We start from the raw sequence: 14,498 nt of genomic DNA on the forward strand, positions 1-14,498 counted from the left end.
CAAAAGGCCTGATAGATTATCCTTACAGTTTTACATTTTTCAACCTGAGCGAATTACTAATGACCGAAACAGATGAAAAACTCATCGCAGCTGCTGCAATAACCGGAGAAAGAAGTATACCAAAGAAGGGATACAGCACACCCGCAGCTATAGGTACCCCCAATGAATTATAGATAAATGCGAAAAAGAGGTTCTGCCGTATGTTCTTCATCGTAATACGGCTGAGCCTGATGGCTCGTATAATACCCCTGAGATCACCTTTGACCAGGGTCACACCGGCACTCTCCATCGCCACATCTGTACCTGTACCCATAGCGATACCGACATGTGCCTGTGCCAGGGCAGGCGCATCATTTACCCCGTCACCTGCCATGGCAACATATCTGCCCTCTTCCTGAAGTCTCTTAACCACTTTTGATTTCTCCTCTGGAGAAACCTCTGCTATGACCCTGTCTATATGCAGTTTGGCAGCAACGGCTTTGGCAGTGGTTTCATTGTCGCCTGTCAGCATCACAACCTCAATATTTTCTTTATGAAGTGCCTTGATCGCCTCTGACGTACCTTCCTTAACAGGGTCCATCACTCCCAATATTCCGGCAGCTTTTCCGTCAAGGGCAATAAGCATCACGGTCTCTCCATTCTCTCTATACTGTTGGGATACGACTGAAAGATTCAACGGGTCGATCCCAAGACTTTTCAAGAGTTTGTCATTGCCTATGGCAATAGAGATACCGTCTACTTCTCCGGTCACACCTTCTCCGGTCACAGAGTTGAAGTGATCTGTCTTGCCGAGCTCCAAACCTCTCGCAGCAGCACCTTTCACAATGGCTTCCGCAAGTGGATGTTCACTGGCACGTTCCAGTGTGGCGGCAGCATACAGCATCCTGTTTTCATCAACCCCTTCAAGTACTTTAACCGTAACAAGTCTGGGTGCGCCCTCTGTCAGGGTACCGGTTTTGTCTACAACAAGTGTATCAATTTTTTCAAGTATCTCCAGTGCTTCCGCATTTTTGATGAGTACACCCATACCGGCACCTTTACCGGTACCTACCATAATTGAGACAGGTGTTGCCAGCCCCAGTGCACAGGGACAGGCAATGATAAGTACAGCCACAGCTGAGACAACAGCATAGGCAAGACGGGGTTCCGGTCCCCAGAAGTACCATCCAGCAAAGGCCAGTACCGATACCAACACTACAATGGGTACAAAATAGCCTGAAACAGTATCGGCCAGTTTCTGGATAGGTGCACGTGAACGCTGTGCCTGTGCCACCATATTCACTATCTGGGACAGAAGTGTATCTGCTCCGACCTTTTGTGCTTTTATAAGCAGAGAGCCCGTTGCATTAACCGTTGCACCTATTACCGTGTCTCCTGCCCGTTTCGGTACTGCAACCGGTTCTCCCGTCACCATGGACTCATCAACATTGCTTTCACCTTCTGTTACGATACCATCTACAGGTATCTTGTCGCCAGGACGAATACGCAGAATATCCCCAACCTGAACATGCTCAATAGGAATATTCTCTTCAGTCCCGTTTTCCCGGACGATACGTGCCGTATTTGGTGCAAGTCCAAGCAGCTTCTGAATAGCCGTATTGGTCTGGGAACGGGCACGAAGCTCCAGTACCTGTCCCAAGAGTACCAATGCCACAATAACTGCGGCTGCCTCAAAATAGACATGTACAAGCCCGCCTTCAAACTGCATTTTTGGTGGAAACAGTTGTGGAAAAAACAATGCGACCATACTGTAGAGCCATGCTGCACCCACCCCCAGAGAGATCAGCGTGAACATATTGAGATTCCATCTCTTTACCGAAAAGTAGCCTCTTACAAAGAACGGCCAGCCGCCCCATAGAACGACCGGGGTCGCCAAAATGAACTCGATCCACTGTACCATAGACATTGAAAGCCATGACGGCAGCCACTGGGGTACCAGATCAGCGACCATTGCTAAAATGAATACAGGTAACGCCAGCAATGTACTCACCTTGAACCTGCGTGTCATATCGATCAGTTCTTCATTCTCGACCTCACCTGCCTCTACGATCATAGGTTCAAGCGCCATACCGCATATGGGACAGCTTCCCGGACCTTTCTGTTGTATTTCCGGGTGCATAGGACAGGTATAAACTGCCTTGCCGTCTATAGCTTTATCTGATATCTCATTTGAATGCGTATGTGCATGTACCTCTTTAAAGAGGGGGCTGCATGTCGAACATTCTGCAGAAGCAGCCTTATCTGTATCAATATAGGCTTGTGGATCATCTTTGAATTTATGCTGGCAGGTATCAGAACAGAAATAGTAGGCTGCCCCCTTATACTCCAGGTGCAACGCAGTATCTTTTGAGACTTCCATACCGCAAACGGGATCTTTCACATTACTCTTCATTTTAGATCCTTTTTTAACCCGGGTTATGCATGAAAAATCAATAATCTGACATACATACTGCAGGTTTAATGTATTACTAGGATTATTATAGTGTGATTGTGTGTATATAATGTGTATGGCGTCTGAAACGTACTATTATGTTTTGATCGGAGAAATGGCAGTCCGGATCTATTGGACTGCCTGATAAGGAGAATTACAAAATACAGAGCGTTTCAAAACCCTCTCTCATATTGCATTGGTTACTTGCCGGTATTGCACTTGCCTTGTGCTTTCATATTTTTCATATCACCGTCAACACTGTCGTCACCGGTTGCAAGTTTATTGGCATGTTCCAGTTCAAGTTCCGCTTTTGTCGGTTTTCTTGCCGGTTTTTTTACTTTCACTTTTACCTTTCCGCTTTGACCGGCATTACATTTTCCTGCCGCTTTCATTTTTGACATATCACCATCAACGCTGTCGTCACCAGTCGCTGTTTTGAGTGCATGTTCCAGTTCTACTTCTGCTTTGGTATCTGCCTGTGCAAAACCAAATCCCAGTCCCAATGCAAGAATACTTGCTACAACTACTTTTTTCATTTCATATCCTTTAAATATGTTTTTTTCAGAGGTTTCACTCTCTGTACATCCGTATTATAAAGATATACTGTGCATTGAGTGTGTAGATTCTCTGCACATTTTATACACGATACCAAACAACGCTTCTGAACATCTTCATATAAGGTATTTCTAATAGTCGTACATCCGCTTAAGATCTAATATAGTGGTTAGTAAAGTACACACTTTATGCACACTTTAGCGGTACACTAAACATAGAAAATATACTTTAGAAAGGAGTTGTCATGTATGGTTTCGGACACGGATGGGGCATGGCATTTGGATGGCTTGTTCCACTTATAGTCATTGGTATTCTCTTTTACCTTTTGCAAAACAGGAGAGGAGCACATAAAAAAAGCGAAGCGCAGGATATTCTGGATAAACGTTATGCCAACGGGGGCATAAGCAAAGAAGAGTATGAAGAAAAGTCAAGACTTTTAAAAGAACATGAATAGAAGGGGAACAGTGTGGAACGAAGAACATTTATAAAAGGGGTAGCAGCAAGCTCCCTTATGGGAATTGCAGCAGCAGACCTGCAGGCAGAGACACCTAAAAGAGTATCAGATAACAGTCCGGTTCTTACAGGGAAGGAGTTTTATCTTGATATTGATTATACCCCAGTTAATATTACAGGGAAAGCTGCTGTAGCTACTACGATCAACGGACAGATTCCCGGTCCTACCCTGGTATGGCAGGAAGGTGATACTGTCACACTGCATGTAACAAACCACTTGAAAAAGTACTCTTCCATTCATTGGCACGGGATCATTCTTCCTGCACCTATGGACGGTGTACCGGGTATCAGTTACAAAGGCATTGCACCCGGAGAGACCTTTACATACACATTCAAGGTAGGTCAGCATGGTACCTACTGGTATCACAGCCATTCGGAATACCAGGAACAGACCGGTATGTACGGCGCCATTGTTATCAAGCCCAAAAAGAGAGAACCCTTCCGATATGAGAGGGATTATGTTGTCATGCTCTCAGACTGGAGTGATGAAAAGCCTGCGGAAATATACCGTAAACTCAAACAAATGAGCGACTACTACAACTTTTCACAGAGAACGGTGGGGGACTTCTTTTCCGAAGTAAAGGAAAAAGGGTTTGCAAAAGCCTTTGAGGAGAGAAAAATGTGGAATGGGATGCGCATGAGTGATCGTGACCTTTCTGATGTAACAGGATATACCTATACTTACCTGATGAACGGGGAAAACCCTGCTACACAGTTCAAAGCCCTCTTTAAAAAAGGAGAGCGGATACGGCTGCGTTTTATTAACGGTGCAGCGATGAGTTTTTTTGATGTCCGTATTCCCGGACTTAAAATGACTGTGGTTGCAGCAGACGGAAACCATGTAAAACCTGTCAGCATTGAGGAGTTTCGTATTGGTGTGGCAGAGACTTACGATGTCATTGTAGAACCGGTATCGAACAGAGCTTATGCTATTTTTGCCCAAAGTATTGAACGAAGCGGCTATGCACTCGGCTCACTGACACCATCTGCTTCCCAATTGGCAAATGCACCAAAAATGGATAAACCCCAACCCCTCTCAATGGTCGATATGGGGATGGATATGACCAATATGGACCATAGCGGAGCAATGAAATGCGGTAGCGGCATGAAGATGTCCAAGACAAAAAGTATGCAAAAATACAAATGGAAAGCCATGGAAACACAGAAATACCCTGTAACAAAACTGCCTATGGCCCGGGGTGTACAGACCACTATGATGGCGATGTCTCCAAAATACCGGCTGGATGATCCCGGGGTAGGACTGCGCAACAACGGACGAAGGGTACTGACATATGCAGATTTGAAGAACCGATACTCTACACGTCATCATAAAAAACCGGATAGAGAGATCGTATTGCATCTTACCGGAAATATGGAACGCTACATGTGGTCGATCAACGGAATCAAATATGCCGATGCCAAACCGCTGCGGTTCAATTACGGAGAACGTTTACGTATTACTTTCATCAATGATACTATGATGAACCATCCTATGCACCTTCACGGAATGTGGAGCGACCTCGAGACAGGAGATGATAATCATCTTGTGCGCAAACATACCGTTATAGTGCAGCCTGGAGCAAAGATCAGCTATCGTGTAACGGTCGATGCAAAAGGTGGCTGGGCATACCATTGCCACCTGCTGTACCATATGGCAGGGATGTTCAGAAAAGTAATCGTAGTATAAGGATAAAAAATGAAACAGAAAGAGATGAACTTGAAAAAAATACTGCTGCTTCTGGGAAGCTGTATGGCAATTGGGCAGACGCTGCAGGCTGCCGGTGCGGACGATCCTCTTCGCACAATGCTTATTATGGACAGACTGGAAATACTAGACAACGATGAGAATACCAGAGCATGGGAAGGAAGTTTCTATATAGGGTATGATATAGATAAACTCTATATCTATTCTGAGGGTTCGGCAACATCGGAAGGGCTTGAGTCAAGTCAGAATGAACTGGTCTATTCCAGAGCTATCGCACCTTTTTGGGATATACAGGCCGGTATTGCTTACGATAAGAACAGTGATGCCTCCAGGACCTGGGGAGAGATTGCCATTGCAGGTCTGGCACCCTACTTCTTTGAAACACGGGCAGCACTGCTTGTCAATAGCAATGGGAATACAGCGCTTCGTCTGGATGCCGAGTATGAGGCACTGATTACCCAAAAGCTCATACTGACCCCGTCACTGGCAGTTGACTTCTATACAAAAGACGATCCGTCTATGCAGACTGGATCCGGGCTCTCAGCTGCAGAAGCAGGCTTGCGTCTGCGTTATGAGATCGTTCGTGAATTTGCACCTTATATCGGAGTCACATGGGAAAAAACATTTGGCAATACCCGTAATTTCAACGCCGTTGATGAAACATCACTGCTTATCGGGGTGCGATTCTGGTTTTGATACGTATTTTCCGTCTATCCGGCTTTAAGATCTTTACAGGCTCAGCCGGGAGGAACCTCTGCTGAGTACCTGTTTTACCCTGAAACTTCTCTACTTTAATAAGCCATATCTGACTTTACACATAACCTACACACAGCATCTGTACAATGAAAAAAGACCGAATACTATAGATATAGTATTTCAAAAAAAGTATAAAAAAAGGATTAGAAATGTTATACAGAAAAACAGTTGTTTTCTTGTTGATGATAGTTTCCACAACATTGCTCATGGCAGAACACGCACAACGGCATCAGATAGTTGATAACATCAGTGTCTACTTTGGTGCCATCCCGGCACAGATGATAGGTGGACATGGCAGTATGCACTACCCTGAAAACAGGAAAATAGGAAAACATACGTATCATATACTCGTTTCTCTTTTTGATGAGAAGTCAGGAGAACGTATTACAGATGCATCTGTCAAAGCTACTGTTATTCCCCTGGGTATGAAGGGAAAAACAAAAAAACTTGAACCTATGCATGGTGAAGTAGTAAGCTACGGCAACTTCTTTAAAATGCCGGAAAGGACACCCTATACGATACAGGTTGAGATAGTACCTGAAAAAAGCAGTAAGAAATCGATTGCTGTCTTTACATTTACCAGACCCAGAGATTAGTTCTATGACCTTTCTGTAAAAGCCGGATCTGAGAGTAGCTCGCGGGAGACAGAGAATATACAGACAGCCGTGTCGGAAGGAAAGGCTTTCAAAACAACAAACGCTTTTCAGAATGCGTTTGGAGAGTGAACACAGAATAGCTCTGCACTGCACACTTTATGCACAAAGAACAAATAAAATAAGTATATATCGGCTATACTACACAAATAGTTGGAAGGAGTAGCAGTGAAAAGCAGGATCATCAGTTTTTTACTATTGTTATCGCTGTTTTTCAATGTTGCACATGCTTCCATTATTGTCTCCGAGGCACACTATATTCATGAAAGTATCAGTGAACATATGCCTGAAAGCGACCATACCGAAGAGTGCGACACTCTTTGTCATTTTCACGATCTCTTTCACCTCAGTGCCATCATCATCCATGCTCTACAGTTTGTTCCGACCCCAAGATATTCCGAACAGCCGAATACAAAACTGCTCACCTACCATCCTCCTTTTCAAAAAAACAAAAAAAAACCTCCTATAGCCTGACCCTTTTTACTGCACCACAGTTCTCTCAAAAAGAACACTTATTATATTAGAAAAAAGGATCACCTATGCCATATCTACTGCTTACATTTTCTGAGTGCACATACGTTAATAGTGTAAAAACCGTATGGAGACAAAAAACATGAAACAACTTGCTCTACTGTTTATCCTGCTTTCCCTAAATCTTGATGCAATGAGTTATGTACAATTCAAAGCACATACCCTGAAACACTCAAAGATACTGCAAGCTCAGGAACTCTCACTGCAAATGACCCGACAGAAAAACAAGATACTTCTAAGAAGCTCCAACCCCTCCTTGAACCTTGAGGTCTCAAACTACAATAAAAAGGCCGGAGGAGAGAGTTTTGGATATGCCGCCGGTATTTCCCAGACCATCCGTACAGAAAACTATAGGGATGGTCTGCAGGAAAAAGCCCGGGCAACGATGCTTTTAAGCAAAGCATTTGTAACCCAGGGAAAAGCCGGATATATCAAAACACTTGAAATCCTCTACACACACTATGTCTACCAGAGTAAGATGCTGACACTGATGCAGCAGGAGTACAGACTCTCAAAGAGAATTTCGGCCATAGTCAAGGAACGCTATAAAAGCGGATCGGAAAACCGTGTTGCCTTCCTTCGGGCAAGAACAGAGACTCTCACACTCAAAACACAGACCTATGCCATCAGGCAGCAACTCAACGAACTCTACAGCCAACTGCTTGCCATAGCAGGATTGACTAAAAAGGTTCCCCTGGAGAAAAAGTTCATATACTCTGTCTCTCCGGAAACACGAAACAGTACACAACTGAGTCCTCAGCAGCTTCTGCTTCAGGCAAAAAAGAAGCTCTACCGGAGTGATCACAGCATAAACAGGAGCACTTTTCGGAATTTCGATCTCGTTGCCGGTATCGAAGAGGAACCTGACCAGAGCATTCTACGTATAGGTGTAAATATTCCTCTCTCCATTAACAATGACCGAAGTGAAGAGAGAATGCTGGCAAAACTCAAAATAATGCAGACAATGCTGGATAACGAACAGCTCTCTATTGAAATAGAGTCTCAGAAACGGATGCTTAAAGATTCTATAAGAGAGCTTTCACAGCAGTACCTGGTACTCAGGACACTGCAAAAAGAGCAGCAGGAGCTTGCGGCTCTTCTTCAGGAAGGCTACAAGATCTCAAAGGGCTCTCTCTTTGAGCTTATGAGAGCGAAAAACAAGCTTATACAGACAAAAAAAACCCTGCTTCAAACCGAAAAAATGATCAATGACCAAAAAATAGAATTACATTTTTTACAAGGAAACTACAATGAATAGATATATACTTTTTTTACTGCCTGTTTTGGCTTTTTCAAGCCAGATCAGCATAGAACGCGTACAGCTGAAGCCAATGGGAAAGATCGTCAGGGCGAATGCCCAGATCACCCAGCTTTCTGACCAGAAACAGAAGATCGTATCCCGCCTTCGGGGACATGTTGAGAAATATTTTGTCACAACAGGAGAGTATGTACATACAGGAGAGAGAGTAGCACTCATAGAGTCTATCGAGCTCTCGAAAATGTCTGCGAAATATGTCGCTCTCAGACAACAGGTCAAAGCAGCCAAAGAAAAACTTGCCACAGCAGAAAAACTCTACATGAAAGGTTTGACATCTCAAAATGAACTCAACCAGATCATTATCGAATCAGAAGATCTGCTGGCAAAACAAAATACCCTTGAGTCTCAGCTGAATTCCCTGGGGATCAAAGCTTCTGAGGTCAAAGGAGCAACCGACCAGTTCATACTTTATGCCCATGCTGACGGTGTTGTGGGAGAGATATTCGTTCCCCTCCACTCCAATGTCAATGCAGAAGATACACTGATGTCCGTTATTAACCAAGGTGCCTACTATGCTGTTGCCTACCTCAGTGTCGACGATGCCATGAAGGTTACCGGCAAAACAACCGGTTTTGTTACTGTTGCCGGCAAGAAGTACCCCGCACACTTTGTACAGCTTCTCCCGACTGTTGATGAAGAGACACAGCGTGCCAAGGTGCTTTTCAGGATGAAAGAGCACCCTGGGAACATGCTCATCAATGCCTTTACCCAAATGGAGATCTCACTTGAGCCTTCTGCTAAATCGCTTATTGTAAAAAGATCTTCTCTCTCCCTCTTCCGGGGCGAATGGGTTGTATTTGTTGAAACTGAACATGGAGAAGAGCGCATGAAAGAAGAGGGTCACGGTGATCATGCAAAAGAGGAAGCAGAAGAGGAAAAAGAGAGTGCACATGACCATGAAGCTGAAAAAGAACATGAGGGAGAGCATGACGAGGCACCCTATAGACCGAAAGTGGTCAAAATCATCGCTTTTTACGGAGATGATGTCGCTGTTGAAGGCGTGGAAGAAGGCGAATTATATGTCTCTAAGGGCGTTTACTTTGTCAAATCAATGCTGCTCAAATCATCCCTTGGCGGGCATGGTCACTAGGAGCAGCTTATGAAACGATTTTTCCAACTGCTCATACAGTATAAATTTTTAGTACTTGCCCTCTTTATTGCCATTGCCGGTTTCGGTTACAAAGCCTACAAAGATATCCCGGTGGATGCCTTTCCTGACATCACACCCAAACAGGTGGTCATCTACACCGAAAGCCCGGGGAACTCGGCAGAGGATATTGAGAAGCTCATCACCTATCCCATCGAATCTGCCATGTCCGGACTCCCCGGAGTAAAGATGATCCTCTCCAACTCGATCTTCGGACTCTCCTATGTCTCTATCTTTTTTGAAGACAGTTACGATACCTACTTTCTCCGGCAGCTGGTCACCGAGCGGCTCAATACTATAGAGATACCAAAAGGCTGGGGAAAACCCGCTATGGGACCAAACACGACCGGACTGGGACAGGTTTTCTGGTATCAGATCACAGACAGCAGCGGGAAACTCTCTTTAACCAGACTGCGTGAACTGCAGGAGTATGTCGTATCTCCGCTGCTCAAATCCGTTGACGGTGTGGAGGAGGTCATAGGCTGGGGAGGCTTTGACAAACAGTATGAAGTTCTCATTGATCCCAAACGCCTTCAGGCAGCCAACGTTACCTATGATGAGATCATTAAAGCGCTGGAGCGCTCCAATATGTCCGCCGGAGGGCAGTATCTGGAGTTCAACCGGGAACAGTATCTTATTCGCGGTGCGGGCTTTTACAGGACACTTGATGACATTAAAAACAGTGTCATACGCAGCAAGGATGCCATTGCCGTTACCATTTCTGATGTGGCAGAGGTCAAAAAGGGGAAAGCACCTCGTTTCGGTGCGGTGACCATTGACGGAAAAGAGGCGATGTTCGGCATGGTACTCCAAAGAAGCGGTACCAATGCAGCCAAAGTCGTCGAATCGATAAAAGAGAAACTCCCAACAGTCAATGCTGCACTTCCCAAAGGAGTGCACATCAAAACCATCTACGACAGAACCGAGATTACCCATAAAGCAGTAAATACGATGACATCCGCTCTTTTGACAGGCTCCGTTCTTGTCGCCATTGTGCTCTTTCTATTCCTCTTTGAGCTGCGTTCGGCATTTATTGTCATTGTTTCACTGCCGCTCTCACTTCTGATAGCATTTTTAATGATGAAGGAGTATGGCATGTCGGCAAACCTGATGAGTCTCAGTGGGCTTGCTGTTGCCATCGGAATGATCGTGGATGGTACCATCGTTGTGGTTGAAAACAGCTTTAGACTGCTGCATGACAATCCTAGGCTTGGACGTGCAGAAGTGATCTCCACAGCAACGGCAGAGGTTGCCAAGCCGGTTATTTTTGCCCTCCTTATCATCACGGTCGTATTTATCCCCCTCTTAAGTCTTGAAGGACTGGCAGGCAAACTCTACACGCCTATGGCTCTGGATATCGTCTTTGTTATGCTGGGTTCACTGGCTGTTGCCCTGCTGCTGGTACCCGTACTCTCATTTATGCTGCTTAAAACAGGCAGGCACTCCAACTCCCCGCTCATGAGTGCTATTAAAAGCTTCTACACCCCTATGCTGGAATTTGCGCTGCATAACGCCAAAAAAATCATCACCCTCACCTTTGCTGTTTTTACGATCCTTATCGTACTGCTTGCACAGCAGGGACGGGAATTCATGCCAGAACTCAATGAAGAGTCCATCATGTACCGTGTCATTGCAATTCCCGGAACTGCTCTGGGACAAAGTGTAGAGACCGGAAAGGCCATCGAAAAATACATCCTGGCACACTATCCCGATGAAGTCACCTCCGTACTCTCCATGATCGGACGAAGCGAAAAAGGTGAAACTGCCCAGGCCAACTACATGGAAGTGCTTCTTACCCTCAAACCTGAGCTCAAAGAGATAGAAACACTGGCACACAGAATGACAGAAACATTGCAAAAAGCCTTTCCTTATGTACAGTTCATACCGACACAGCCTATTGCTATGCGTATTGAGGAGCTCCTTGAAGGCGTAAAAGCAGAACTTGCTGTCAAAATATACGGTGAAGACCAGAAAGTCATGGAGAACATAGCCGTTGAGATCCAGCAGGCAGTTTCAGGTATTAAAGGGTTGGAGAGACCGGAAACAGAATCACAGCTTGGACAGGCACAGATCACCATACGTCCTGACTATCTGGCACTTTCGCGTTATGGGATCAGTGTTGATGAAGTGATGCGTATTATTCGAAACGGTATAGGAGAAGAGCCTGTTACAGAGAAGATAGAAGGTATCCGCCGTTTTGGTATTGTTCCAAAAATAAAAGGGGCAAAAAAAGATATCTCCTCTATCAAAGCTGTGCTGTTACGCAGCAATACGGGAAAAATGGTACGTCTGGATGAAGTTTGTGACATCAGAGTCGTTCAGGGACCTGCCTTCATCAAGCGTGAGGACCTGAGTCGTTATATGGTGCTCTCTATGGAAGTGGAGGAGAGGGACATTGCTTCGTTTGTCGAAGAGGCCAATGAAAAGATCAAAAAAGATGTGCATATACCTGACGGATACTACATCAAGTGGGCAGGAGATTTCAAAAATATGCAGGAAGCCACAGCGACTCTGGCTTTGATCATTCCTGTTACACTGCTGCTGATACTGTTGCTGCTCTATACCGCATTCAATTCATTTAAAAAAGCTTTTCTTATTTTACTGGGTGTACCGCTGGGACTCATAGGCGGTATTGTCGGACTTCTGATCAGCGGTGAGTACCTGAGTGTGTCTGCTATTGTCGGGTTCATTGCCATTTTTGCCATTGCTATACTAAATGGGATCGTACTCGTCTCTTTCATAGATGAATTAGGCAATAAATTCCCCCATGTAAAAACAGTTGACCTGGTAAAAGATGCAACATTGTTACGGTTGAGACCTGTACTGATGACAGCGTTTACCACACTGTTTGGTATTTTACCTCTCCTCTATGCCACAGGTGTCGGCTCCGAGATCCAGTATCCTCTTTCAGTGGTTGTGACCGGAGGTATCATTTCATCCACAGTATTAACGTTATTGGTATTGCCTGGGTTGTATGTATTGTTTTTTAGAAAAAAGTAGTTTTTGTGTGCAGTATTTTTTCAGGAAGAGAAGAGTCAAAGCCCGTATTAATAGAAACAGGATACACAACGATATGGTCTTACGGGGACTAGCATAATTGTACTGGTGATTTTCATCTGCATATAGTAATACTGGAATCCATACTAAATAAAAAATAGAATATACTTTCAAAAAAAGAGGAGGAGTCTGTGAGATACGCAAAACAGTATACTATACGTTTTCTCCTCTTTTTCTATCTTTTCTCTTCCTATCTGGGAGCAGCACATATCCATCATGATGCACTCGCATCCCATGATGACTGTAAAGTCTGTGTAGTCGCTAAAAACCTTCATAGCGGAGATATACCTGAATCTGGTGTTCTTTCTGTAGTTTGGGATAGAGATTCTAAACAGATCATATTTTATGAAACAGTTTTTTACCTTGGTATTACAAAAGGTTTTAACGCACAAGCACCTCCTTTTTTCTTCTAAAATCAATCAAACAACCAGCATTAATTTACTCGTTTCGAAGCCTCGACTTAAAAAGTGAGTAATGCATACTATTTTATTTTTCACTATTTTAGGAGAACAAGCATGACAAAAAAAATAATAATAATGTCTCTGGCTGCTTCTGCAACACTTTTTGCACAAAGCGACCTGGCACAACTCAAAGCACAATTAGCCCAACAGATACGCATAACACAATCCTTAATCAAACGTGTGGAAGAGCTTGAAAACAAACAAGCAACGATCACTGCCAATAAAGAGCTGGAGAAAAATGCAATACTAAATGGATCTAAGGAAAAACAGTCAACAACTGTTGCCAATACCCCTAAAACTGTGCAAGCATCTTCTGCAACCTTTGACCAAGGCTCTTTTCTGCCTGATATTGCATTGATTCTGAACGGTTCAGCAGTTGGAAGAAATGTGGACAACAGCACGTATGAAACCTATTGGATACCGGGATTCAGCGAATATATTACCGGTGAAGAGAGTGAGATCCCTTTTAACAAAAACCGTGGATTTAACTTTAACTATGCGGAAGTTTCTCTACACTCAACGGTAGGTCCCTACTTTGATGCAGATGCGATCTTCCATCTGCATCCGGATGCATTTGAGATCGAAGAAGCCTATATCACTTCCCGTGCTTTACCATATGGCCTTCGTGCCAAGGCAGGAAAGTTCAGAAGTGAATTCGGGCGTATCAATGCGATCCATCAACATGCATGGAACTTTACTTCAAAACCTCTTGCTTTTGAAGCATTTCTTGGTGCTGAGGGTATCAATGATGCAGGTGTACAGCTTCAGTGGGTGTTTCCTGCCGATATCTATCTGATGGCTGGATTTGAAACGATGCAGGGCAGCAACGATGTCAGCTTCGGAAACACAGAGCAGAACAACCTCTACATAGGATATCTCAAAAGCAGTTTTGACCTCACAGATACAACTACGCTCCTTGCCGGCACATCCATAGCACATGGGAAAAATGAAGATGGACACAATACCGATCTCTATGGTGCTGACCTTACCGTTAAGGCAGCCTTGGACAGTTACAGTACTCTTTTATGGCAATCCGAATTGCTCTATCGTGATAAAAAAACAGATAATGGATCAGATAAGCAGGCCGGATATTATACACAACTGATCTATCAGTATGACCGAAACTGGGCAGCAGGTATCCGCTATGACGATCTCTTTAAAAATATCTCCGATCAACCCGACGATCTTGACCGATATACAGCTATGCTGGAGTACAAACCGTTTGAGTTCACAAAATTCAGACTTCAGTACACCTATGACAGATCAAAGTCCTTTGGTACAGAGGATCAGCGTAAAAACATTTCCGAGATCCTCTTAGGATTTACCATCGAAGCCGGTGCACACAGTGCACATGCATTTTAGGAGTAGAAG

The 14,498-nt window shown here is 44.3% G+C and carries 12 protein-coding genes; 10 read left to right on the top strand and 2 right to left on the bottom strand.

Annotated elements, in window-relative coordinates; all coding sequences use genetic code 11:
- Positions 1–22 precede the first annotated feature (22 nt).
- Both IMZ28_RS06480 and IMZ28_RS06485 read right to left on the bottom strand, forming a co-directional pair.
- The gene (locus IMZ28_RS06480) at positions 23–2,392 is read right to left on the bottom strand and encodes a heavy metal translocating P-type ATPase (protein ID WP_197547781.1); all 2,370 of its coding nucleotides are present in this window, start codon (positions 2,390–2,392) and stop codon (positions 23–25) included.
- A 239-nt stretch (positions 2,393–2,631) separates the two neighbouring features.
- Positions 2,632–2,967, bottom strand: a complete 336-nt coding sequence (locus IMZ28_RS06485) for a hypothetical protein (RefSeq protein ID WP_197547782.1) — start codon at positions 2,965–2,967, stop codon at positions 2,632–2,634.
- A gap of 263 nt (positions 2,968–3,230) precedes the next feature.
- Between IMZ28_RS06485 and IMZ28_RS06490 the strand changes: the two genes are divergently transcribed.
- From IMZ28_RS06490 to IMZ28_RS06535, 10 genes are all read left to right on the top strand, one after another.
- Positions 3,231–3,440, top strand: coding sequence for an SHOCT domain-containing protein (locus tag IMZ28_RS06490; RefSeq protein ID WP_197547783.1), 210 nt, complete (start codon positions 3,231–3,233; stop codon positions 3,438–3,440).
- A 12-nt stretch (positions 3,441–3,452) separates the two neighbouring features.
- Complete coding sequence (locus IMZ28_RS06495; protein ID WP_197547784.1) at positions 3,453–5,186, top strand: copper resistance system multicopper oxidase; 1,734 nt, start codon at positions 3,453–3,455, stop codon at positions 5,184–5,186.
- Positions 5,187–5,195: 9 nt separating this feature from the next.
- Positions 5,196–5,900: a copper resistance protein B gene (locus IMZ28_RS06500; protein ID WP_197547785.1), complete on the top strand. Its 705-nt coding sequence runs from the start codon at positions 5,196–5,198 to the stop codon at positions 5,898–5,900.
- Positions 5,901–6,109: 209 nt separating this feature from the next.
- Positions 6,110–6,556: a hypothetical protein gene (locus tag IMZ28_RS06505; RefSeq protein ID WP_197547786.1), complete on the top strand. Its 447-nt coding sequence runs from the start codon at positions 6,110–6,112 to the stop codon at positions 6,554–6,556.
- 225 nt (positions 6,557–6,781) lie between these two features.
- Positions 6,782–7,087: a hypothetical protein gene (locus IMZ28_RS06510; protein WP_197547787.1), complete on the top strand. Its 306-nt coding sequence runs from the start codon at positions 6,782–6,784 to the stop codon at positions 7,085–7,087.
- 139 nt (positions 7,088–7,226) lie between these two features.
- On the top strand, positions 7,227–8,402 hold the full coding sequence (locus IMZ28_RS06515; RefSeq protein ID WP_197547788.1) for a TolC family protein: 1,176 nt from the start codon (positions 7,227–7,229) through the stop codon (positions 8,400–8,402).
- A complete protein-coding gene (locus IMZ28_RS06520; RefSeq protein ID WP_197547789.1) occupies positions 8,395–9,552 on the top strand; it encodes an efflux RND transporter periplasmic adaptor subunit in 1,158 nt (385 codons plus the stop codon). Before IMZ28_RS06515 ends, IMZ28_RS06520 begins: the two co-directional genes overlap by 8 nt.
- A gap of 9 nt (positions 9,553–9,561) precedes the next feature.
- Positions 9,562–12,609 (top strand): efflux RND transporter permease subunit, encoded by a 3,048-nt coding sequence (locus IMZ28_RS06525; protein WP_197547790.1) that lies wholly within the window; start codon positions 9,562–9,564, stop codon positions 12,607–12,609.
- Between the two features lie 188 nt (positions 12,610–12,797).
- Positions 12,798–13,079, top strand: a complete 282-nt coding sequence (locus IMZ28_RS06530) for a hypothetical protein (RefSeq protein WP_197547791.1) — start codon at positions 12,798–12,800, stop codon at positions 13,077–13,079.
- A gap of 102 nt (positions 13,080–13,181) precedes the next feature.
- Positions 13,182–14,489 (top strand): hypothetical protein, encoded by a 1,308-nt coding sequence (locus IMZ28_RS06535; RefSeq protein ID WP_197547792.1) that lies wholly within the window; start codon positions 13,182–13,184, stop codon positions 14,487–14,489.
- Positions 14,490–14,498: the final 9 nt, after the last annotated feature.

This window comes from Sulfurovum indicum, assembly GCF_014931715.1.
Lineage (GTDB): Bacteria > Campylobacterota > Campylobacteria > Campylobacterales > Sulfurovaceae > Sulfurovum > Sulfurovum indicum.